Source organism: Staphylococcus sp. mip270_02, from assembly GCF_054031535.1.
Map to the genome: position 1 here is coordinate 2,320,915 of NZ_CM132934.1, position 23,926 is coordinate 2,344,840.

General features: G+C 31.6%; 22 protein-coding genes, 2 tRNA genes and 1 pseudogene. 7 read left to right on the forward strand and 18 right to left on the reverse strand.

What is annotated here, in order from left to right:
• Positions 1–273 precede the first annotated feature (273 nt).
• From menB to ACW5YJ_RS10985, 4 genes are read right to left on the reverse strand one after another with little or no spacing between them, the layout of a single operon-like run.
• Entirely contained in the window at positions 274–1,092 is an 819-nt protein-coding gene (menB, locus tag ACW5YJ_RS10970; RefSeq protein ID WP_017724097.1) for a 1,4-dihydroxy-2-naphthoyl-CoA synthase, read from the reverse strand.
• Positions 1,085–1,891, reverse strand: a complete 807-nt coding sequence (gene menH / locus ACW5YJ_RS10975; RefSeq protein ID WP_457338171.1) for a 2-succinyl-6-hydroxy-2,4-cyclohexadiene-1-carboxylate synthase — start codon at positions 1,889–1,891, stop codon at positions 1,085–1,087. Before menH ends, menB begins: the two co-directional genes overlap by 8 nt.
• Entirely contained in the window at positions 1,878–3,560 is a 1,683-nt protein-coding gene (gene menD / locus ACW5YJ_RS10980; RefSeq protein ID WP_017724095.1) for a 2-succinyl-5-enolpyruvyl-6-hydroxy-3-cyclohexene-1-carboxylic-acid synthase, read from the reverse strand. Before menD ends, menH begins: the two co-directional genes overlap by 14 nt.
• Positions 3,553–4,905, reverse strand: a complete 1,353-nt coding sequence (locus ACW5YJ_RS10985; protein ID WP_017724094.1) for an isochorismate synthase — start codon at positions 4,903–4,905, stop codon at positions 3,553–3,555. The genes menD and ACW5YJ_RS10985 overlap by 8 nt, the downstream gene beginning before the upstream one ends.
• Positions 4,906–5,091: 186 nt before the next feature.
• On the opposite strand from ACW5YJ_RS10985, the gene ACW5YJ_RS10990 reads away from it, so the two are divergent.
• Complete coding sequence (locus ACW5YJ_RS10990) at positions 5,092–6,030, forward strand: 1,4-dihydroxy-2-naphthoate polyprenyltransferase (protein ID WP_017724093.1); 939 nt, start codon at positions 5,092–5,094, stop codon at positions 6,028–6,030.
• A gap of 76 nt (positions 6,031–6,106) precedes the next feature.
• Here the strand turns inward: ACW5YJ_RS10990 and ACW5YJ_RS10995 are convergent, their stop codons facing one another.
• Positions 6,107–6,676 (reverse strand): GNAT family N-acetyltransferase, encoded by a 570-nt coding sequence (locus ACW5YJ_RS10995; protein ID WP_457338172.1) that lies wholly within the window; start codon positions 6,674–6,676, stop codon positions 6,107–6,109.
• Between the two features lie 180 nt (positions 6,677–6,856).
• On the opposite strand from ACW5YJ_RS10995, the gene ACW5YJ_RS11000 reads away from it, so the two are divergent.
• Positions 6,857–7,069 (forward strand): TM2 domain-containing protein, encoded by a 213-nt coding sequence (locus ACW5YJ_RS11000; protein WP_017724091.1) that lies wholly within the window; start codon positions 6,857–6,859, stop codon positions 7,067–7,069.
• A gap of 1,185 nt (positions 7,070–8,254) precedes the next feature.
• Here ACW5YJ_RS11000 and ACW5YJ_RS11005 read toward each other — a convergent pair.
• The 5 genes from ACW5YJ_RS11005 to ACW5YJ_RS11025 all read right to left on the reverse strand — a co-directional run bounded on the left by ACW5YJ_RS11005 (position 8,255) and on the right by ACW5YJ_RS11025 (position 10,617).
• Positions 8,255–8,437 (reverse strand): CsbD family protein, encoded by a 183-nt coding sequence (locus ACW5YJ_RS11005; RefSeq protein WP_017724089.1) that lies wholly within the window; start codon positions 8,435–8,437, stop codon positions 8,255–8,257.
• 154 nt (positions 8,438–8,591) lie between these two features.
• Positions 8,592–8,729, reverse strand: coding sequence for a beta-class phenol-soluble modulin (locus ACW5YJ_RS11010; RefSeq protein ID WP_017724088.1), 138 nt, complete (start codon positions 8,727–8,729; stop codon positions 8,592–8,594).
• Positions 8,730–9,734: 1,005 nt separating this feature from the next.
• Positions 9,735–9,823, reverse strand: a tRNA-Ser gene (locus ACW5YJ_RS11015).
• 2 nt (positions 9,824–9,825) lie between these two features.
• Positions 9,826–9,900 (reverse strand) — tRNA-Asn (locus ACW5YJ_RS11020).
• Positions 9,901–10,053: 153 nt separating this feature from the next.
• Complete coding sequence (locus ACW5YJ_RS11025) at positions 10,054–10,617, reverse strand: competence protein ComK (protein WP_017722273.1); 564 nt, start codon at positions 10,615–10,617, stop codon at positions 10,054–10,056.
• Positions 10,618–10,869: 252 nt separating this feature from the next.
• Between ACW5YJ_RS11025 and ACW5YJ_RS11030 the strand changes: the two genes are divergently transcribed.
• Positions 10,870–11,088: an IDEAL domain-containing protein gene (locus ACW5YJ_RS11030; RefSeq protein ID WP_017722274.1), complete on the forward strand. Its 219-nt coding sequence runs from the start codon at positions 10,870–10,872 to the stop codon at positions 11,086–11,088.
• 99 nt (positions 11,089–11,187) lie between these two features.
• Here ACW5YJ_RS11030 and ACW5YJ_RS11035 read toward each other — a convergent pair whose 3' ends face one another.
• The gene (locus tag ACW5YJ_RS11035; RefSeq protein ID WP_017722275.1) at positions 11,188–12,174 is read right to left on the reverse strand and encodes a lipoate--protein ligase; all 987 of its coding nucleotides are present in this window, start codon (positions 12,172–12,174) and stop codon (positions 11,188–11,190) included.
• 199 nt (positions 12,175–12,373) lie between these two features.
• Here ACW5YJ_RS11035 and ACW5YJ_RS11040 point away from each other — a divergent pair, with 199 nt between their 5' ends.
• Positions 12,374–12,559 carry a YkvS family protein gene (locus tag ACW5YJ_RS11040; RefSeq protein WP_002483735.1) on the forward strand — a complete coding sequence of 62 codons (186 nt, stop codon included), beginning with the start codon at positions 12,374–12,376 and terminating at the stop codon, positions 12,557–12,559.
• A 5-nt stretch (positions 12,560–12,564) separates the two neighbouring features.
• Positions 12,565–13,167: a CPBP family glutamic-type intramembrane protease gene (locus tag ACW5YJ_RS11045; RefSeq protein WP_017722276.1), complete on the forward strand. Its 603-nt coding sequence runs from the start codon at positions 12,565–12,567 to the stop codon at positions 13,165–13,167.
• Between the two features lie 69 nt (positions 13,168–13,236).
• On the opposite strand, the gene ACW5YJ_RS11050 is transcribed toward ACW5YJ_RS11045, so the two are convergent.
• From ACW5YJ_RS11050 to ACW5YJ_RS11065, 4 genes are all read right to left on the reverse strand, one after another.
• Positions 13,237–14,745 carry a bifunctional metallophosphatase/5'-nucleotidase gene (locus tag ACW5YJ_RS11050; RefSeq protein ID WP_017722277.1) on the reverse strand — a complete coding sequence of 503 codons (1,509 nt, stop codon included), beginning with the start codon at positions 14,743–14,745 and terminating at the stop codon, positions 13,237–13,239.
• A 421-nt stretch (positions 14,746–15,166) separates the two neighbouring features.
• Entirely contained in the window at positions 15,167–16,525 is a 1,359-nt protein-coding gene (locus tag ACW5YJ_RS11055; RefSeq protein WP_017722278.1) for a TrkH family potassium uptake protein, read from the reverse strand.
• 18 nt (positions 16,526–16,543) lie between these two features.
• On the reverse strand, positions 16,544–18,325 hold the full coding sequence (locus tag ACW5YJ_RS11060) for a S1C family serine protease (protein ID WP_026113479.1): 1,782 nt from the start codon (positions 18,323–18,325) through the stop codon (positions 16,544–16,546).
• Positions 18,326–18,571: 246 nt separating this feature from the next.
• Complete coding sequence (locus ACW5YJ_RS11065; RefSeq protein ID WP_457338173.1) at positions 18,572–18,817, reverse strand: hypothetical protein; 246 nt, start codon at positions 18,815–18,817, stop codon at positions 18,572–18,574.
• A 391-nt stretch (positions 18,818–19,208) separates the two neighbouring features.
• Here ACW5YJ_RS11065 and ACW5YJ_RS11070 point away from each other — a divergent pair, with 391 nt between their 5' ends.
• Complete coding sequence (locus ACW5YJ_RS11070; RefSeq protein WP_017722281.1) at positions 19,209–19,535, forward strand: four-helix bundle copper-binding protein; 327 nt, start codon at positions 19,209–19,211, stop codon at positions 19,533–19,535.
• Between the two features lie 142 nt (positions 19,536–19,677).
• Positions 19,678–19,950, forward strand: coding sequence for a hypothetical protein (locus ACW5YJ_RS11075; protein ID WP_017722282.1), 273 nt, complete (start codon positions 19,678–19,680; stop codon positions 19,948–19,950).
• A 355-nt stretch (positions 19,951–20,305) separates the two neighbouring features.
• Here ACW5YJ_RS11075 and tnpA read toward each other — a convergent pair.
• The 3 genes and pseudogenes from tnpA to ACW5YJ_RS11090 form a co-directional block, all read right to left on the reverse strand.
• Positions 20,306–20,782, reverse strand: a pseudogene (gene tnpA / locus ACW5YJ_RS11080) (IS200/IS605 family transposase).
• Between the two features lie 194 nt (positions 20,783–20,976).
• On the reverse strand, positions 20,977–22,404 hold the full coding sequence (locus ACW5YJ_RS11085) for an aldehyde dehydrogenase family protein (RefSeq protein ID WP_457338174.1): 1,428 nt from the start codon (positions 22,402–22,404) through the stop codon (positions 20,977–20,979).
• A 437-nt stretch (positions 22,405–22,841) separates the two neighbouring features.
• Positions 22,842–23,639: a TerC family protein gene (locus ACW5YJ_RS11090; protein WP_017722284.1), complete on the reverse strand. Its 798-nt coding sequence runs from the start codon at positions 23,637–23,639 to the stop codon at positions 22,842–22,844.
• Positions 23,640–23,926 lie beyond the last annotated feature (287 nt).

Genomic DNA, 23,926 nt, shown 5'->3' on the forward strand with positions numbered 1-23,926 from the left:
TTAATTTTAGTCAAATACAATAATTAAGTTCAAAAAAGTTTTTACACTAAAAGTTTCTCGCTATATATTAGAGGGAAATTAGATTTATATTACTTTATCTATAATTATTTTTATGTATTTCCATGTTATGTTGATAATCTTAAGCGTAAATTTTCGATAAAATATCATTTTACACTTTCATCATTGTTCATATAAAAAAACTAGATGAGACACAGCCCATCTAGTTAATCGATAAATGCTTATTTATTTTTAGTATTGATTTCCATTCAAATTCTATGGGAATTTAGGGAATTGATCAAAGTCTGGATCGCGTTTTTCTTTAAATGCATCTCTGCCTTCTTTTGCTTCATCTGTTGTATAGTAAAGTAAAGTAGCGTCACCAGCCATTTGTTGAAGTCCAGCTAAACCATCAGTGTCTGCATTCATAGCTGCTTTCAAGAATCTTAAAGCCGTTGGTGAATGTTGTTTCATTTCTTGACACCATTGAACTGTTTCATCTTCAACTTGGTCTAATGGAACAACTGTATTTACTAAGCCCATGTCTAAAGCTTGTTGAGCGTCATATTGACGGCATAAGTACCATATCTCGCGAGCTTTTTTGTGTCCTACGATACGAGCTAAATAACCTGAACCGTACCCAGCATCAAATGATCCAACTTTAGGGCCAGTTTGTCCAAAGATGGCATTGTCTGCTGCGATTGTTAAGTCACAAACGACGCTAAGGACGTGCCCACCACCGATTGAATAACCTCTCACCATTGCAACGACAGGTTTCGGAATAACACGGATAAGTCTTTGTAAATCTAATACATTTAAACGAGGAATTTGATCATCACCTACGTAACCACCGTGGCCACGTACTTTTTGATCTCCTCCTGAACAAAATGCTTTATCTCCTTCACCAGTTAAGATAATAACAGAAATACGTTGGTCATCACGTGCTCTTGTGAATGCGTCTATCATTTCCTGTACTGTATTTGGTGTAAATGCGTTACGAACCTCAGGACGATTAATCGTCACTTTTGCAATACCATCATATATTTCATATTTAATTTCTTTATACTCTTTAATTGTTTCCCACTGTCTAGTCATTTTGCTCCTCCTTATGAATAAAACCTAATACTATTCTATCAAATTCTGCAAATTCTTCCACATGTACTGTATGACCACTTCGTTCTACTTCATTTAACTCCGTATTGTGAATCATAGTTTCTATTTTTTTAGCAATCTTAGAAAATTTACCATCTAGAACGCCTACTATTATACAAGTTGGCACTTTAATTTGCTTTAACTTCGGCCATAAATTTGGCATTTGTCCAGTACCGTAATCACGCAATGCTTTTGCTAAACGCAATGAATTTTGACGTAATCGCATATCACGTATTTCTTTTTTAATGGATTTATCTAATTCATACTGTGTATAGAAAAGCGGTAACTTTTCCCAATCATTAACAAAAATTTCTAAACCTGCAATTTCTAGCACTTTCGCTCTAGCCTGATCAACCAATTGCCTTTCATTACGGTCTTCTAGATCTTCTATCCCTGGAGATGTACTTTCTAAAATCAATCCTGCTAAGGTAATTTCTCCTTCAATTCCATAGTATAATGCAATTCTACCACCCATTGAATAACCGTGTAAAAATAAATGATAACTTTGGAATAACTTTAATACTTCATCTAACTGGTTTGTAATAAATGGAAAATCCCAAGTATGATTTATATCTGAGTCATCCTGGCCATGACCAGGTAAATCTACAGTTAGAATATTCAATTTTTCTTGTAAGACACAAACATGTTCACTAAAAGCCTGTTGATCACTTATAAATCCATGTAACATAACCAATAATTCATCTGTATCGCATTTCGCTTGAAAAAATTTATAGTTTAACATTAACAATATCACTCAACTTTTTATAGAGTTTTAGATGCTGTTGCTTGTTTTCTTCACGTTGCGTGATTATTTCGTAAATATGAGCACCAAATTTAGATAAATCAGCATATTTAAACGCTTCAATTGATTCATATCTATCAAATGCAAAATCATAAAGCAAAGCTGTATGTTCAAAATTAAGCCCTGTTGGTGTACCAAACAAACGCTCAAAATAATCTTCTGCCGATTCTTTTTGAGGTAAATATGAAAAAATGCCCCCACCATCATTATTGAGTAGAATAATATTTAAATTAATATCATTTAATTTAGACATTAATAAACCATTCATATCATGATAAAACGCTAAATCGCCTATTAATAGTGTTACTTTCTTATGAACTGCCATACCTAATGCTGTAGAAATTACCCCATCGATGCCATTTGCACCGCGGTTTGCAAATACTTCTGCATCACAATCTATAAACAAATTATCAACATCACGAATTGGCATACTATTACTAACAAACAAGGCATCTGAAGTTGTTAATTTATCTAAGACGTTCGCGACGTATGCAGCTTCATCTGTTGCTGTTCTTACATAATCTTTAATCTCAACAATCGCGTGTTTTTCTAATGTCTGCCACTTCTCTAACCAACGCTTACGTTCAACAATTGGAGTTTCTGACAATTGTCTAAAGAAATCATTGGCTGACATTTCATAAGAAACATGTGGTGTAATTGGAAATGCATCCGGTCTATCATTATTTTGAATTAAAATTTGAAATGCTGAAGTTTCTTTTAACCATTGATTTAATTTTTTGGAAACAACTGGTTTACCAACCCTAATAATATAATCAATATCTAATTGTAAACCTGCTCTAAACAGTAAGTCATAGCTCGTCACAACATTAGGATGATGTTCACGTCTTAGTTGACTCAATGGATCAGCTAATATTGGCATATCATGTATCGTTGAAAAAGTTAGTACTTGATCAATATCTTGATGTTGCATATCTCCAACAATAATCAAACCTTTACTCTTTTTAATAATCGAACTGATTTCTTTTAAACTAGTTGTTTTTTGATAATGTGGCAATATTTTCATATCTGATGTTAACCATTCAACCTTTTCAATGTTTGGAGTTAATGGCTCTCTAAATGGTAAATTCAAATGAATTGGGCCACGATGTGGTCCATATAAAAATTGACTTGCTTTTTGTAGCTGGAATTTAACAGTATTAGTCATGAATTCTTCCGCTTCATTCGTATCAACTATTGGAAAATCAAATTGATATTGTACATAATTTTGAAACATATTCGTTTGGTTGATTGCTTGAGGCGCACCAATATTTCTAAGTTCATGTGGACGATCACTTGTAAGTACTACTAAAGGTAAATGACTCAAACTACTCTCAGAAACAGCAGGTGCATAGTTTGCAGCGGCGCTACCTGAAGTACACAAAATGGCAACTGGGCGCTCGCTTCCTTTCATTAACCCCATAGCAAAAAACGCAGCACTTCTTTCATCAGGGTGAATCCAAGATTTTAATTTAGGGTGTGCCTCAACTGCAATTGCTAACGGTGTTGAACGTGATCCTGGGCTTATTACTATTTCTCTTATGCCATAAGCATATAATTCTGAAACAAAAGTAAATACTTGTTTCGTTAGTGCATCTGTATGATTATTCATATTCCTCGACTCCTAAAGCTTTCATCATAGGGTTAAATTTAACTGCAGTTTCTTCTACTTCACTATCTGCATCAGAATCACTTACAATTCCACAGCCTGCAAATAATGTGGCTTGGTTTTTCTTAATCAACATCGAACGAATAGCCACGATAAATTCACAGTTATCATACATATCAATATAGCCTACAGGTGCACCATAAAGTCCGCGTGTGCCAAATTCATTTTGTTCAATGTATTCTAATGCTTCAAATTTTGGATAACCACCTAGTGCTGGCGTCGGGTGCAGGTTGTCTAATAAACCTATATAAGATTCATATTTCAATTGACCTTTAATTTTTGTATACAAATGATATAAATGGTCATTAGTTAATATCTGTGGTTCTTGATTATAAGTTACGTCTTCTACATAAGGTGATATATCATTCAATATACTTTCGACAACAAAGCGATGCTCATTTAAGTTCTTTTCATCATTTAAAAAAGCTTGAATATTTTCATTGTCTAATTCAGCTTGGTGTGTTCGTTTTATCGTACCTGCCACTGCTTTTGTAGATAGTATTTCATTGTTTATTTCCATTAATTGTTCTGGTGTTTGGGAAAAGAAAATACTATCTTGTGATTCTAAAATAAATAAATAACTATTATGTTCTCCTTGAGAAGCTTTATTCAAAATATAAGGTATTTTAATCTGTTTATCAAAGATTATTAAACGTTTTCTCGCTAAGACAATTTTTTTACTTTCATCTAATATGTCAATCGTATCTTTGACTAAATCACGCCACTCATCTTTATATATGTCTTCGATGCGCTTAATATTCCCAATTTCAAAGTCAGGATACACAGTTGTTTGCGTTAATTTATCTATAATTGATAAAAACGTACTAATTTCAAATTGATCTGATTTCACTGTATAAGTTATATAGGTATATCCTTGCTCCATTGTTACTAATACTTCAGGCAAGATAAAATGATTAATACCAAATTCACGCCATTCATCACCAGATTTATGTGTTGAGAACTGGAAACCTCCACATATTTTCAAATGATGTTTGTCAGAATTAGGATGAATTAATTCAATGTCATTTTTATATTTTTCCCATTCACGGAAAATAGATTGTTTATTTTCAAAATCATTTTTAAATCTTGTAATAGCATGATAGCCAAAGAATGAAGTTTCGTTGTCATTTTTCTTAAAATAAAAACGGTCTCCCGCACAATCTTCCGTTATATGAAATAATAATGTAGGATCTAATTCATAATTCAATTTTGCTTCTACAGAGACCCAAGTATGATTACTTTCGTATACCGCTTCGACAATTTCACTTTCCTTGACGTCAAAAGTCATCTATTTCACTTCTTTCATTTATCAGTTTGTACTCATTATGATATTGTACCACTTTTCACAATGTGTGTATGGTTTCTAGCTTATTTCATTTATACATTTTTACGTTATTTGACCTTTCTATGTTCTTCCATTAAAATATATTTGATAAAAAATATTATAAATCGAAAGAATACGAGGTAAATCATTATGGCATCTCAATATCAACAATATTCTACTGTCAAAAAATACTGGCAGTTAATGCGACCACATACTTTAACTGCTGCAGTGGTGCCTGTACTTGTCGGTACTGCTACTTCAAAAATCTTTATCCTTGGTAGTGAAAACAAACTAAACCTTAGTCTTTTTCTAGCAATGTTAATCGCATGTTTGTTAATTCAAGCAGCAACAAATATGTTTAATGAATATTATGATTTTAAGAAAGGACTCGACGATCACACTTCTGTAGGTATTGGTGGTGCAATCGTTAGAAATGGTATGAGCCCTAAGTTAGTCTTGAACTTAGCTATTGCATTTTATATCATAGCTGCAATTTTAGGTATATTTATTGCCATTCAAAGTTCATTTTGGTTATTACCTATTGGTCTTGTATGTATGGCTGTTGGATATTTATATACTGGCGGTCCATTCCCAATTTCATGGACTCCTTTTGGTGAATTATTTTCAGGCATATTCATGGGGATGATCATCATTTTAATTTCTTTTTTCATTCAAACAGGAAATTTACAAAGTTTAGTTGTTTGGATAAGCATCCCAATTGTTATTACTATCGGGTTAATTAATATGGCTAACAATATACGTGACCGCGTTAAAGATAAAGAAAGCGGCCGTAAAACGCTACCTATCTTACTTGGTAAAAATAATTCTATTCGTTTCTTAGCTTTAATGTATATTGTCGCTTATGTATTAGTTATATATATCACTTTCTTTCAACCTGGTGGTTCAATCTTTTTCTTACTAGCATTGTTATCATTCCCTATGCCTATTAAAGCAGTGCGTAGGTTCAAGAAAAATGACACACCACAAACGATGATGCCTGCCATGGCAGCAACTGGTAAAACTAATACGTTCTTTGGTTTATTATATGCGCTAGGTATTTATATCAGTGCAATATTAGGTGGGATTTAATCAAATACATTTAATGTTAAAATCACCTATCAATACAAAGTTTATTGTCGGCCTTCATTTAATGAAGGTCGATTTTTTATTTGTTACCATCGATAATTGGTAAAATCATGTGATAATGCATATGTCCATATAAGTCAAATTCACTAGCAATTTGGAAGCCTAGTTTTTTATAAACGTAAAGCGCCCCGTCATTATGAACATCACAATTTAAACTCCACTTTTCATCACTATATGACTCTATAATATGTTTTACTAACTGTGTTGCTACACCTCGACCACGATATTGAGGAAAGGTCGCAACAGTTTCAATATACCATTCATCATCATTCGCTTCTTTCATCGGCATAGGTGTGCCATATGACCGGATATCATCATCTAAATTCAGATCTAACCACGCCTGTTCAAGTGCAATTTCTTTATCCCCAGGGTATGCGATTAAGCAACCCGCTACCTCACCTTCTATTTCATAGACCCACGTATTACTATAATGTCCTCTATAAGGTACCTCAATCATACTTTGCTCCATAATTTTAAGAAGTCGTGACTTATCTATATCTTCAACCATTTGTATATCAAGTTCACTCCAAATGATATAACATAGTTCAGCAATTTTAGGTGTATCACTTGGTTTCGCTTTTCTAATCATCAGTAATGCTCCCCTCATCCATAATTTCTTTAATTCTATTATATATGAATCAACTAAAAAATTCGAAGTAATCACGATACTAAATACTAATTTTTATGAAATCAATAGTTTTTTATTGTTGTAAACTTCGATTTAAGAGATAATTATAATAATCACTTTAATTCGAAAGGATATGGGCACATGAAAGTAAACAAAGTAATCTATGTTATACTCGCATTCATATTAGGTTGGTGCGGAATTCATAAGTTTTACTCTAATCAACTTTTACAAGGTATTATCCATCTCATTTTCTTCTGGACGGGCATTCCATATATTATTGCAATAATAAGTGGAATTATTACTATTTTCTTTCATAAGGCAGATGAAGATGGCTTAATTACTTTTGAAAAATAATGCGCAATGTCGAAAATAATTTATAAATTTCCAAAAACATCTATATTTCATTAAGAAAAGGGTAAAGAAAGTATAATCCAAATTAAAAATTTGAATTGTAACTTAGGAGGTTTAAAATGAAAAACATAATCCAACGCGTATTTAGAGCATTAGCTGTAGGTTATATTGTCAGAGCAATTAGAAATCTAATTAGTAAAAAATAAAAATCATATCACTATAAAATGAGCCACTTAATAAAAAGTATGATATAGAAATTATCAAAAAAAGAATTATAGTGCATTATACTAAATAGAAAATGTGCACAAAAACTGCTAACAAAATCAGAGGCTTGGTAGATAGTCTGAAACCCCTCTAAAGATAGTTTACTTTTACATTTGAAGTAACTACCTTTAGAGGGGCTTAATAATTATATAACTGTTTTAAGACATAACCTAAAATATATTTTCATAGAAAAAACACCTCCGTATGACTCATTTTAAATGAATTCAACGAAAGTGTTTTTATCTTATTCCCATTATTTGAGGCCATCTCACCTGTTTATGGTTTGTTTCTTTTTCGGTAAAATTACAGTAATAATATCACCGCTTAACGGATATATGTAGATGTCTGAAGTCCACTTGCTATAGGTTATCACATTAATTATATTAACCAAATTAGGGAATTTCCTTATTTTCAAATAAAAAACACCCTACTAATAGCAAAATTTAATGTAACAACATCTACTCTTCAAAAAGTCATTTGCTACATTATAATTTTGAGCCAAATACTTCTACTAATAATATAAGCTTTCTATTCAATTACTATATGCTTTAAAACGGCTTTAGTTAAATAGATTTTTATTGTGTTATAAATAACATTGATAAGTTGCTATATAGGACTCCATAAATTTAAATGACCATTTCATACTATCATGCTAACTATAACACTTCATCTTAATAATAAAATAATTACTTTCAGTAGTTAAATCATATATCTACTCGATATCATTAATATGGTAACTCTCATATTAGTATATTCCCTTAACTTCTCAACAAATAATAAAATAACTTCATTAAAACAAAAAATTTAGGTTAATTTAACGGGAGTTCATTGTAAATATACAGATATGTAAAATTATGCCATAAAAAAAATAGGGCAAGCACATAAGTGCCTACCCTGAAATGACAAGTACATTAATTAGTAATTCTATTTTTTAAATTTATCAACCAAATCGTTGACTTTGTCTTTAGCACTTTCAGCAACTTCTTTCACTTTGCCAGAAGCTTTATCTTCTTTACCTTCTTGTTCAAGCTTATCATTGCCCAATGCATTACCTACTGTTTCTTTCAAATTTCCTTTAGTTTGTTCTAATTTGTTTTCATCTTTCATTTTAAAACCTCCATTTTAAAATAATATATGAAAGTCTATACGGTAATGTAAAATTAAAACCTTTTAGTATCATAATAATAACTACTTATGAGTCTATTATTATGTCTACAGTAATAATAGGATAGCCTCTTGGGCTACCCACAGATTAGGCTTATTATCCTATTCCTAAAATTTTAGTAAGCAAACCTACACCATGCTCAACTGTACCAACGATAGCAGCGCCCATGTCTTGCCAATTATGGTCAATCGCCGATGATACGATTCCTCTAATTGAGTCGAATAAATCTTTCATATTTGCCACCTCCTTGTATTTATACTTCTATTATATAAAAAAATATAAATTTGAAAAGTCTCTTTTTTAAAATAAAAATCATTTTAAAATTCTGATATTTCATTCAAGAATTCTTAACTGTTGCTACGCTTAATAATATGTACTATTTCAAAAGTTTTATTTACATTTAGGATCTTTTATCCATCATTTAGGAATTTAAATTTAAGGTTGCAAACTTTATTGTTAAAATTATATTACTAAGTAAATGGGGGTGAAGAATATGTTTATCTTCGAATTACTAAAAAAAGGTATTGAATTCTTCAAAGATGTATTCAATAAATAAGAAATCTAATGTATTTTTGATGACTAGTGAGAAAAATTCACTAGCTATTTTTTATATAAAAATCCGTAATAATCAAATAGCCTAATAAGTGATGATTGTATATTTAAAGAGAAGGAAGATATATTACCCAAAAACATTTTGAAGCTCCAGTAGTCAACGTAATCTCTAATACTTTTTCTTTTTAGTTGTAATTCATCCGTTCTATAGCCATATTAAACTAAAAACAGGGCAAGCACATAAGTTTTTCAATACAATATGTTAGTAAAAGATTAGGTCATGCAAATATTGAAATTATTCGGCAAGTATATAGACATTTGCTTGAAGAATTAAAATCTGAAGAAGATAAAAAGTTAGATGAGGTTATTAATTTCTAGTTGGACAACCAAACGGACAAAATAAATTTAAAAGTGGCCAATTTGTCCACTTGTTGACCAAAAATATAGGGTTAACTTCTATAGATTTTTGACAAAATAAAAAGGGAGTGGGACAGAAATCAAATTTTCTAACATAGATTTCGTAGTCCCACCCCGGCAATAGTGACTAGCATTGAAAAAAGATTGATATAAGCGTATTTTCAATTCAGTCACTTACTGCCAAATTGAAAAAGAGCCTGAGACATCTATTTATGTCTCAGGCTCTTCGTTTATCCAATGTATTAAATTGGATTGGTTTTTCTGTTTTTACGGAAACGGAGGGATTCGAACCCTCGCGCCGCTTTCACGACCTACACCCTTAGCAGGGGCGCCTCTTCAGCCAACTTGAGTACGTTTCCAATGGCTCCACAGGTAGGACTCGAACCTACGACCGATCGGTTAACAGCCGATAGCTCTACCACTGAGCTACTGTGGAATAATTAATGCCTTTAATCAAGCACAAATACTATTATATCAACTATCTTTAATTTTTCAAGAGGTATGTAAAAAAAATATGCGGAATATTTACACTAAATTAATATAATATTCCACATATGCCTTTTTTACATTTTTTATTCACTACTTTTCACTATTTCGATTCAAATAACGAATATTTTGCCAATGCTTCATATATATTTAATTGTGGTTTAGTATAATCAATAGGCGAATCAGGATCAAATGTAGCAACTCTAGCCGCCCTATCCATCATGTAATAATAATATATACCATTTAAATATTGGTGATGCATACTATGAGCAGAAATATTAGCTACAATACTTTGATTATCTACAAAAGTAACCTTACATTTCTTTTCTTTTAGCGGTCTAATATTATGTACGTAATGGATATTAATCCAGGTATTGTCTGCTTTACGATCAGAGTGTGTGGGAAAGAAATAAGTGGGAAATAATGGAGTGAATAGAATGGGTGGTTTGCTACTTATGCCGGTAATACGCATAGTATCTTCCTTTTTAAATACATAACTGCTACCATAAAATCTACAAGAACGGTCGATAATTTTAGACACACGCTCTTTAATAATTTGACTGTCAGCTTTATACCTTAGCAAGTAACTACCTTCATATTGTCCAGTAGCTAAATTACATGGTTGTAAAACCATATCACCTTTTTTAATAATATAGGGTTGAATCATTGTTGTTACCTCCTTTATAACTTACGGTGATACTCAAATAATATATCATCAACATCTTAAAATCAATAAATAATATAAATATTTTTATAAATTTTCTACAATTAAATTTCAGTGTATCGCCTTTTTCGATTTTTCATTTTCAGCAACCTTGCAATTAGCACTATTTTTTCGGAAAAGTCAGAATATTCATTGATTTAAAATTTAAAACCTTGTATACTATATGTAAATAAAGATAGAGAGGTTGTGACGTTTATGAAACACAATACACATGTAAAATACAATACATTAGAATCGTTTGTATCAACAATTAACGACTTAGGTATTGAATTAATCATCGATGAATCTTTACGTAATGTACGCAAGCAACAGTTAGAACAGCTTATCGATAATGCGCTTAAAAATAAAAACGAGAATGATTTCAAACGTTATACGGAAGAATATAGAAACTTGGAGGAATTCCTCGTTGGTTAATTTAAAAGCTTGTTATTTAAATTAAGGTCTATTCCCTACTTATCAATTAAGTTAGTGAATAGACCTTTTACATTTTAAAAATAACCTTTATTTAAAATTTTATGACATGAGTCTAATCAATTCATGCCTATCGATATCTCCAAAATAATGATAAATATCATAATTTGAAAGTGCCTCTTCAATACTATCAAACTCATGCATTGTACCTTCTAATGCATTTTCTAATTCTGTAATATCACCTTCACCAAAGAAATCACCGAAAATTTTCGCGTGTTCTATACGACCTTTCTTTACGTCTAATTTAATCTGCACAAAACCTTTTTCAAATTTTTCTTCTCTTTCAAAATTATATTTAGGATTTCTACCATAATTCCATTCCCAAGTACGGTATTTTTCATTGCTTAATTTTTCTATTTTTTCCCAATCTTCATCAGTAAGTTTATATTCTTCTACTTGAGTTTCTCCAAAAATGCTTCTTAAAATTATTTCTTTAAATTTATCTATATCTATCGGCTCATCTAAGAATTCAGAAATATTCGCAACTCTACTTCTTACAGATTTAATACCTTTAGATTTAATTTTTGCTGGGTTCACTCTTAAAGCATTCTGAACTTCATCAAGTTCACTATTCAACATTAAAGTACCATGACTAAACATGCGATCTTTTACTTTTACCATAGCATTTCCTGATATTTTGGCTTCACCAACTTGAATATCATTTCTTCCGCTTAAGTTTGCATCAACCCCAAGCGATTTCAATGCTTCAACAATTGGTTCAGTAAATTTTTGGAAATTATGGAAACTATTACCATCATCATCCGTAACAAAACTAAAGTTTAAATTCCCTTGATCATGGTAAACTGCGCCCCCTCCAGATATACGTCTTACAACATCGATACCTTGTTCATCAATATATGATTGGTTCACTTCTTCAATAGTATTTTGATTTTTCCCAATAATGATGGATGGTCTATTTATATAAAATAAAAAATAACTATCATCTTTTGGCATGTTTTTTAATACATATTCCTCCATTGCTAGATTAAGCGTTGGATCTGTAATATTATTGTTACTAATAAACTTCATTTACTACACTCCTTTTCCATATTATATACCCTTACCTTATTTATGCTATATTTTCACAAAAATTGCCAATCATTCACTTTGAGAATAAAGTAAAATTTATAAATTGTCTTATATCAAGCAATTTAATGGTTATTTGTTTATTTGTACGAGGATTTTTTGTATAATACTATCTAGTTAGCATTTCTAGGGAGGACTAAAAATGACTGTTGCAGAAGTTGGAAATATCGTAGAATTTTATGACGGCTTAAAAGGTCGAGTAGAAAAAATTAATGACAACTCAGTAATTGTTGATTTAACAATTATGGAGAACTTCGAAGAACTAGACTTGCCTGAAAAGACTGTCATTAATCATAAACGGTATACAATCGTTGAACAAGAAGGATAGTTAAAATGAATAGACTTTCTAAGGCATTAATATGGTTTATCGTCAGTTTTCTTGTATTTCACATTATCTTATATGTTATGTGGGGTGAAAAACAAGAATATTGGTATCTATATACCGGTATCATGCTAATCGCAGGTGTTAGTTATGTTTTTTACCAGAGAGATATAGAGTCTAAACGACTACTGACGTCTTTAGGTATTGGTATCATTACAGGTATCGTGTTAATCGTTATTCAGCTTATTATCGCAGCTATAGCTACCGATATTAAATATGCTGAATTAATCAAAGAGCTAACACGTACTGGCGTGTATTATAAATGGCAAATGTTAGTTACATTAGTTTTTGTAATACCTTGTCACGAATTATATATGCGTACTGTATTACAAAAAGAATTACTTAAATTAAATTTACCTAGTTGGTTAGGTATTATAATTACAGCATTTTGTTCGGCTTCTTTATTTTACTATCTAGATAATTTATGGATTGTGTTCTTTGTATTTGTTGTACAAATCGTACTTTCAGTAAGTTATTTTTATACACGTCGAATTGCCACAACGGTTATTGCACAAATTGTTGCTGTTGTAATCTTATTAATATTTAACGCATAAACCTTAAAAAAGCATTATTTGTTTTAAAAAAGCTGGGAGACTCATTATAAAATGAATCTCTCAGCTTTTTTATATTATGACCTCAAATGTTTGTTTTTGCTGAATTTGATAGTCTTGGGTTTTTAAATTACGCGAAATTAATTCTACCATTGTGATTTCACCAGTTTCATGAATCACAGCATCTTCTAAATACTGTCTATAATTTCTATAACAGTAATCCGTCATACTTACACGATACATATGATCTAGTCTAATATTTTGAAGTGTAACGCGGTTAAACGGCTCCGCTTTCATATCTATAATATAGTCTACGCCTTGCCAAAACGTACAAAGTGTTTCATCTACAATAGTTAAACTAAGCTCACCTTTGCTAAACTCAATATGACCATAACAATATTCTAAAATATCTTTAATTTGTTGACCTTTTATCGTTAAATCAATTGGTATATCAGGATGAGGATGTGCATTATATAGTTCCTCATTCGTTATTGTCCCTGACAAGCCCTCTTCGCCACTTATAGGTAAATGTATACATGAAATATCGTAATCAAATGCTAATCGTATACTATCATGTAAGAGCTGTGTAAATTTATGAGGTTTAGTGATAACATCCGCCAACCCCTCAACTTTAGCATCAATATCTTTGGTAGTTAAGACTTCCTTGCTCCAATGTTCAACCGTTTTCCTGTCATAAAAAGTCAAATCTAATAAATCCTTATCTTCATGATATTCATTCAAATCAATAATCTGAGATTGAATATCTTCTAACTCATATGATGTAGTACGTTTTTTAAAATCAATTTTAACATGAATTAATTGTTCAGCATTTTGTCCAGCTTGAACATAAACTGTTTTATCATTTTGGCCTATAAACGTTTGATGTTGATGCCCGGTAATCAATAAATCTATAACCCCTAATGTCTGCATTAATTTTTCCGCTTCATTTACATTTTGTTCATGCTCATTAGCTGACTTATTTAATTGATTTAGACCACCGTGATAAATCACTATAAGAAATTCTGGTTTCTCTGTTTCATGAATAAATCGAATCCAACGTTTAGAGGATAATAAAGTTTTTTCAATTTGAACATCTTTTTCCATCTCAAAATGTTCTCTTTCCATTAATCCATCGGAAGTTAAACCTACTATTGCAATCTTGACACCTTCAATTTCTTTAATGGTATATGGTGTAGAAAAATAAGGCTCACGTGTTCGCTTATATTCAATATTGGCTGATAACCATGGAAATCTAGATAGTGACACTGCTCTTGAAAAGAATGACAAACCAAATTTAAACTCATTGGGACTAATACCACTTGCATCATATTGCATTGCATTCATCAATTTTATCATTGGATGACGTTTATATGGTGCAACTATAGCATAATAGAATGCTGCTAAAGAGCCTGCTAAACTACCACCACTATCTAATAGAATGACATGGTCGCTTTCTTCTCTTACTGCTTTAACATAAGTACCAGCTCTATAAATATTTGAGCCGTAATCCCCGTTAAGAAAATAACTATGCATATCTGAAGTTGTGATAACGTCTATTGCAATCTTTTCACTTTTTTTCATATGCCTCTCTCCTCATTAATCACAGTTTAACATGTTTTGAAAATACCATGATACTAAAATACTATTTTTATAACTTCATATTGTTTATTTTCACCTGTGCTTTCGCCCATGTGTAAGAGTCACTATCTCAATTAATTGAGAGTGATGATTTTGTTCACCTGTGCTTTCGCCCATGTGTAAGAGCCTGGGACATAAATAGATGTCTCAGGCTCATTTTCAATTTGGCAGTAGGTGACTGAATTGAAAATACGCTTATATCAAGCTTTTTTCAATGCTAGTCACTATTGCCGGGGTGGGACTACGAAATCTATGTTAGAAAATTTGATTTCTGTCCCACTCCCTAAAAAAGCCCGAAGCATATATCTACGCCCCGGACTCTCATACTAATGGTTACTTTGTAACGCTACTTATATTATTATCATTAACCTATCTGTACACGCTCTTTTGGATAATGGTATTTATCTGGTTCACGACGCCCACCAATCATAATAATGAAACTGATTAATCCAACACGACCAATAAACATCAATACCATAAGTGCTGTTTTCGACATATCATTAACATCGCCTGTTACACCTAAAGATAAACCACACGTACCGAATGCTGACATTACTTCAAAAAATGCTTGTAAAAATGTTATTTTTCCATTCTCCACAACAAGTATAAAAATCATACTTGCAAAGGTTAATATTCCTGCCATCGTAAATACTGCAAATGAACGTTGAACATCTGTAGTATGAATTTCACGATTAAATGCTTTAATTGATAATTTTTCTGTATTATTACTAAAGTTAAATAGGAATAGTATTAAAATAGCAAATGTTGTTGTTCTGATTCCTCCACCTACCGAACTTGGAGATGAACCAATAAACATTAAAATACTCATAATAACATTTGTACCTTCACCAAAATTGCTTACATCAATGGTCTGCAATCCAGCACTTCTAGTAGTTGCAGATTGGAATAAAGCATAAAACAATGACTTATGCCAACTCATATTTTGAAATGCATGATTATATTCCAATAATAAAATCATAATCACACCGAACACAAATAAAACTAAATATGTAACGGTTGTAATTTTAGCAAATAATGAAAATCTAAAATTAGGAATCCTATTTTTAATATAAGCCTTCACTTCAATCAGAACTGGGAAACCAATTGAACCTAAAATAATCAAAAACATTACAATCGTTTGTACAAAATAATCATTTGCATATGGTATTAATGATTGACCAGTTATGTCTAAACCACCATTTGTCGTAGCAGATACCGCAACGAAGAATCCTTGCATAATGGCATATTGTAAATCTGGTGTATCTCTATAGAAATAAAAAGCCAAAAGTGCTGCACCAACTACTTCTATAATTAAAATTGTACGTACAATATCTAAAATAAGTTTAACTGTACCACTCATAGTGTCTTTGTTATTATCTAACATAATTAACTGGCGTTCGCGCATACCTATATGTTTCCCTAATACTACCCATAACATGGTTCCTATTGCCATTACGCCAATGCCACCAATATTAAGTATAATCATAATAATGATTTGACCAAATGTTGTATAAGTTTCAACTATATTAACTGGAGAAAGACCTGTAACACTTACGCCAGAAACAGCAACAAATAGTGAATCTATTGGATCTACCTTTATACCTGGTTTATGAACAAAAGGCAGATTCAGCAATAAAAACGCTACAATAATTGCTATAATATAATACATCACAATACCTTGTTGAGGGCTTGATTTTTTAAATAATTGATTGAAAATGGACAACGTTTATTCACCCCAACGCTACTTCAATTTAATGTTAATATCTTGTACTTTTCCATCTCTATATACTTTTGCAGTTAGTGTTTTTAAATCATCTTTATGACTAAAAATGATTTGTCTATATCTAAGATTATCTTCTACTTCTTTACCATCTAATTCTACTATTACATCATTTTTTTGCAACCCAGATTTTTCTCCAATAGAATCAGCTTTGATGTTCCCTATCAATACACCATTATTCACATCATCAGGTAAGTTGATAGATTGTCTTGTCGCATCATCAACATCTGCAATATTAGCCAACTCTACACCAGTATTAGGATATATTACTTCACCTTTAGCTTCAAGTTGTTTTGCAATTGATTCTGCATCATTGACTGGAATAGCAAAGGCAATACCTTCAACATTATCCATGTCAATTTTCAGTGATGCTATACCAATTAATTTACCGTTTTTATCAATTACACCGCCACCAGAATTACCTGGATTTACAGGTGCATCCATCTGGAACGCACTCATTAATACATCGAACTTATCATCTTTATCAATATCTACTGGCACGTGTCGATTTAACCCTGAAACAATACCTTCTGAAACACTGCCTTTAAAATCAACGCCTAAAGGGTTACCTACCACAATTATAGGTTCGCCTAATACTAAAGTACTTGAATCTCCCATTTTAATTGCTTTCACATCGCTACCTGATTTCACTTTTGCTTTAATGACTGCAATATCAGAAAATTTATCTGTACCAATTACTTTACCTATTGAATAGTCATTATTACCATATGTAATCTTTTGTTCTTTTTTATCACCAACAACGTGTGCGTTTGTCATAATAAAAATAGAGTCGCCTACTTTTTTGTAGACGACACCTGAACCTAATTCGTTTTCTTTACCTGCTTCCTGTGTCTCTTTCTCTGCAGACGATGAATCATCACTTGTATCATTTTCTACTGTTACAACTGAATGAATTGCACTATTTGCACTTTTCATTGTAGCAGTATAAGTTTTATCTTTATCACTATTGTTTAAAAATACATGATCTTTTGTATTTCCATTATTATCCACATTACTAAAGATTGCTTGAATCAATATCAACAATAATACAACTGCAATGACGATTAATATTTGCGCCCATTGTTCCATGAAAAAGTACTTAACTCTATCTGTAAATGACTGTGATTGATCATCTTTTTGTTGGGAAGCCATTTTTCTGTGATGTTGTGATTCATTACTTACACCAATATTATGTTGTGGTTTACTTTCATTTTCGTCTTCTATATAGTTATTTACACGAGATTGTTGCGCTTCTTCAGAATAAAAATGGTCGTCATGGGTATCTTTTGGTTTATCTTTTCTTTCTGAATGACTATGCTTTGCTTCTTTATTATGTTGTCCTTTATCGTTCTGATAATCTTTAGTTGATGCATGTGGTTCATTTAAATTTGCTGCAGGCGTTTTTTCTGATTCAACTTCAGTTTTTGTTTCTTTCTGCTGGCTATCTTTAGGCGTTTCATTAATGTGATTTTGGTCACTCGCCTTACCATTGTTACGTTCCTTCATAACTTGTTGTTGCTGTTGAATCTCTTCCTGAGTCAATTTCTCAATTCGTGCTTTCCTCAAATTCTCTTTTACACGTTCTTCATTATTTTTGGCCAGTTCTTCTGCTTTTTCAGCACGTTGTTTTCTTGCTTTACGCTCAAATTGTACACGTTGTTCCCGCTCTTCATTATGAAAATACTCGCGTCTTTTACGACCGTATTTTTCTTTTGGGATTACATGTTTTTTATTATCTTTCACCATAAGTCCCCCTAAAACTGCATGTTTCTTTAATTTCCATTATGACATATCACATAAAATATTTCTGCTTTATTTTTATTTTATTACTATATATAAGTGATTATAAGCACTTTAAGTATATATTTCTATCATTAACATTATTTTAGCTTTTCATCTTCATTTGTTTATTTAATACCTCATTATTATTGCATCATGAACATATTGCATTATAAAGCATTTTATAAATTCATTTTTCTAATTATTTAATTAACCCCTTTCATTTGGTATTGAGTTTTTACTAAATATTCTTGCTAAATGTGTATTGTACGCTAACAACTTTACATGTTTTTTCGTAAATTCATTTTCATGATTAATATCCATATACGAAAGTTCGTAATCAGCTTCGCCCACCCAATATGCACCGACATTAGGAGGTATAGTAAAATCAATATGAGATAATGAATATAATGTCGAAGTTGCAGTATGTTTTACGCCATCCTCATTACCTGTCACTCCCCCCAACTAAATTGATTGTCCTGGTCATACGTTATACTGCTACCATACAATCTTTCTATAGCAAGCATAACAATGCTACTTTTTTCTCCTAACCATAGAGACGTGCCTATAATTAAAATATCAACATTGATAATTTAATCTAATATTTGTGGCCATTCATCACCTTTGCCCATATCATCAGCAATTCCGTATGAATTATTACAATCTCTCAATCTAAGAATTTTAGCCTCTAATATTTAACTTCCTAAAATATTAATATCTATATTTTATTAACTCAAATTTGATTTAATTTCGAACAGTTCTTATAGTATTTATTAAAAACAGTTTGATCATGAAAATTATAGGGAAATTATTATATAGAATAATTTAATTGATTGGAGGTTTTGTTATGTCTTATGGAAAAAATAGATTGTTAATCCAAACACTACATGAATGTGTTGAAGCATGTAACTACTGTTTCCAAGCCTGTTTGAAAGAAGAAAATGTAAAAATGATGGCTGAATGTATCCGATTAGACCGTGAATGTGCCGATATGTGTACTTTTCTAGAACGTGAATTAACAATAGATTCCCCATTTGCATACGATTTGGCAGAAATATGTTCCAAAATTTGTGAGGCATGTGGAAATGAGTGCCAAAAGCATGAGCACGATCATTGCCAAGAATGTGCAAAATCTTGTTTCAAGTGCGCAAAAGCTTGTAAAGATATCGCTTAACACATAACTATTAGAAGAATAATATTTTGCCAAAGTAGACTATCTAAGTATAATATATTTCTGATTATTCTATTTTCCTATTAACCTATTTTTAAATAAATATCATCAAAATTTAGAAACGCTTTATTACTGGAGGGATTAAATGGATTTTATTATCGTAATATTAATAGGTTTAATCATTGGAGTGACATTTTCATTTTGGTTAACTAACAATAAAATTACTAGCCTTATTATTAGCACGCTTTCAGCATTAATTGGCGCATTTATTGGTGTAACAATGTTAAATTCTTCAGGTAAGACATTGTCAAATTCAGCAGGATTATTCTTTATAATTCCAACGTTTGTCGGTTCTGTGTGCCTCACTTTATTAATTTTATTTATTATTAAAACAAGTAAAGATATTGTGAAAAATTAAACCAATTTAAATAATATAGTATATTGTGAGTCAAAAGAATATACTAATTAGTATATCACTTAGGCAGTGCATTAATTTTATTTTATAGCCTTTTAAATTGTTATAATTTATTAGTGTAACAAAATAAAGACAGCTTGCGCCACTAGTTGTAACTTTACAATTATTCGAAGAACAAAAATTATTATATCCAATATAAGTGAAAATTAGTTATAAATGACTGAAGCAAAACCACCCGTAAAACGGGTGGTTTTCTCTGTGGCTATCTATAAGCCTTTGTTACTGACCAGCCTTGATAAATGCTTTGAGAAGATCAGTCATATGTACTACTTTCCCAGCAATCATTAAAAGGGTCGTTTTATTTTTTCTTACTATTTTCTTCTCCAGTAAAAGGGTCTATATATTCAACAAGCGTTAATTGTTCCGCAACGATATCCGCTTGTAATTGATTACGAATATAATTTTCTATGACTTTTTTATTCCTTTCAACTGTATCAATGTAAAACCCTTTACACCAAAATTTTCTATTACCATATCTATATTTTAAATGTGCAGGTCTATCAAAAATCAACAAACTACTCTTTCCTTTTAAATACCCTACAAATTAAGAAACGCTTAATTTTTTGGGGGATACTAACTAACAACGAATGTGACCTTTACATGCTTCAGCTTCAATAATTTCTACACCTTTTCTTACACATAGCTGTCACAATATTATTCCAATATATTTCTTTATTTTCCCCTATATAATTTGTCTTCTATATTTAGGAGCGAAGACAATGTGATACTTACAATTCCATTTTGTATGTGCTAAACTATTTGTGACTGATGACATAAGTTGCATCTTCTCGCGTTATTTATGTTGGTTGGCTGACCAAATATTATTTTAGCACGGAGAGATGCAATTTTTAATACAACGGTATAACCATACTGCACCATACGCATAACATATGTTTTTTTATCCAAAAAGTAAAAAGCACGGAATCCGCCAATTGAGGATTCCGTGCTTTTTGCTTATGGTATTAATTTTTATTCATAATAACCTGCAATTGATTTAACTTCTAAAAATTCTTCAATACCATAATCGCCCCATTCTCTTCCTATACCTGAATGTTTATAGCCGCCAAATGGTAAATTATATGCCTGTCTAACTTCGTTAATCTCTATAATACCAGCTTCAATAGAATGGGCAACTTTACGGAGTGTCTCTTTGTCTTTTCCATATATATATCCTGCTAATCCGTATTTTGTATCATTTCCAATTTCAATAGCTTTTTCTATATCTTGATAAGTTATAATACACATCACAGGACCAAATATTTCTTCTTGAGCGATAGTCATTTTATTATTAACATCACTAAAAATCGTAGGTTTAACAAAGTAGCCATTTTCAAGTTGTTCTGGCTTTCCTGTACCTCCATATATCAGAGTAGCGCCTTCTTCTATGCCTTTTTCTATATAATTTTGTACACCTTCATATTGCTTTTTATTAATGAGTGGGCCTAAATCTGTTTCTTCAGATTGTGGATCGCCAACCTTCAAGTTTGACATTTTCTCTTTTGCCGCTGCTAAGAATTGTTCTTTCATAAACTCTGGAATAATTGTACGACTTCCAGCTGTGCATTCTTGTCCTGTATTATTTATAATTTTTCTTACAGCTCCTTCTGCTGCTCTTTCTATATCAGCATCTTCTAAAATAATGTATGGTGATTTTCCACCAAGTTCAAGAGATACTTTTTTGAAATCTTCACTGGCTTTTTCCATAATTTTAGTACCAACGCCTCCAGAACCAGTAAATGACATCATACGCACTTTAGGATGCTCAGTTAAAGGATTACCAACGTTTTCTCCATCTCCATTTACTAAATTAAAAACACCTTTAGGGACGCCAACTTTTTCAAATATCTCTGCTAAAATTATCGCGGCGTATGGAGTTTCTTCAGAAGGTTTTAACACAACTGGACAACCAGCTGCAAATGCAGCAGCGAGTTTAAGTGACGTTTGATTAGTAGGGAAATTCCAAGGTGTAATTAATCCTGCAACCCCAATACCTTCTTTTATAACTAAGTTATTATCACGGCGTTCTTCGAATTCAAAATCATCTAGCGCATCTCTCGCTGCCGCAAAATGATTGAGTCCCATCTGATAATGTACTTTTTCCGACACTTTTAATGGAGCTCCTAATTCTTCTGTCATTGCTTGAATCAAGTCTTCTTTACGATTTTCATACTCTTTGACGATTTTCGTTAACAAATCTTGGCGTTCTTGGACTGATGTATGGCGAAAACTAAGATAAACATTATGTGCAGATTCTACTGCTTTATCTACATCTTGTTTGTTACCTTTAGCTATTTCACCGATTTTTTCTTCAGTTGCTGGGTTAATGACATTGATAGTTTCTCCACTTGTACTTTCAATCCATTCGCCATCTATATACTGTTTAACTTGCATTCTCATCTTTCAACACATCCTTTTTAAAATTTAATACGCAATTTCTTGGATGTTGACCTTAAATGCTCAGTATTTTTTCTAATGTTTACATTCTCGCATGCCTTATTACTGAGCATTCCTTTTTGTTAATAAGTTAAACATAAAATTGTGATTTTAAAGGCTATTTGTAGGATCTAATTTACACGTTATATTTCTATTTTGCATATCAACATCAATTTAAAAGTTTAATAAACTTTTTTAGAAGTGTCTTTAATATAAATAATAATAACGTAATGACATTATGGAATTTATAAGGATTTCTGGTAACTTTCTACTCCTACAACTCGTTAGAAAATTTAAAACGGAATAGATAAGAGCAAAATTAAAAGGCTTATTCCCTTAAAAGTATAGGAACAAGCCTCAATATTTATGAACTAAATTCGAAAATTAAAAATTTATATATTTTATTTTTCTTGTTTTTTATTTTTACGAACAGAACCTAACCAACCAATGACGACTAACAAAATCATAACAGACCAGAAGATTGACTGCCAAACAACGCTGTGTGGGAAATGTTCGTCTAAAACTCCAATATCTGGATGAGCAAGTACCATAACAACTAATTTGATACCAACCCAACCAACAATCGCAAAAGCTGCGCCTTCTAAACCTGGATATTTATTTAATAGGTTTACAAACCAAGTTGCAGCAAAACGCATAATAATAACACCAAGCATACCACCAAGGAACATAACAATAAATTGACCTAAATCCATGCCACCAAAATGGATACCTACTGTTGGTAAGGTTACCGCTATAGCAAGGGCCGCAAGCATTGAGTCAATTGCAAAAGCGATATCCGCAAATTCTACTTTTAATACTGTACCCCAAAATGATTTAGCACTTGCATGTATTTCTTCTCCAGAATCATCAAAATGATGATCATCACTGCCATCGTTCTTATCATGGTCTTTTTCCTTAAAGAAGGATATTAAATTTCGTATAGACATATATAGCAAGTATAAAGCGCCTAGTGCTTGTATCCACCAGAAATGTGCAATAACACTAATTAAGAATAAAGATAAGAAACGGAATACAAAAGCACCAAGCAAACCATAAAACAGCGCTTTCTTACGTTGTTCGGGTGGTAAATGTTTAACCATTACTGCCATTACAACTGCATTATCTGCAGCTAATAAACCTTCTAAAAATACGAGTACTACTAACACCCATAGGTAAGGTAAAATCAAACTCGGATCCATATAGGACATCTCCTTTAGTTTTTTACATAAAAATAGAGACCTAAGCTAAGTCAATGCATACGAAATCCATTCATCGTATTTTAATAAACATAAAGTAAATTAATTACAATTCACAGATAATATACACTGTTAGCAAAGGTCTCACTCGACAGTTTTATTCTGCCCATCTTACCGGAAGTATCATACTTCGTAATGACGATAAAAATGACTAAGTTAAAAAGAATATATCAATATACATTCAACTATATCTAAGCGATACTTGCACACTTCATATATCAATTTAACTT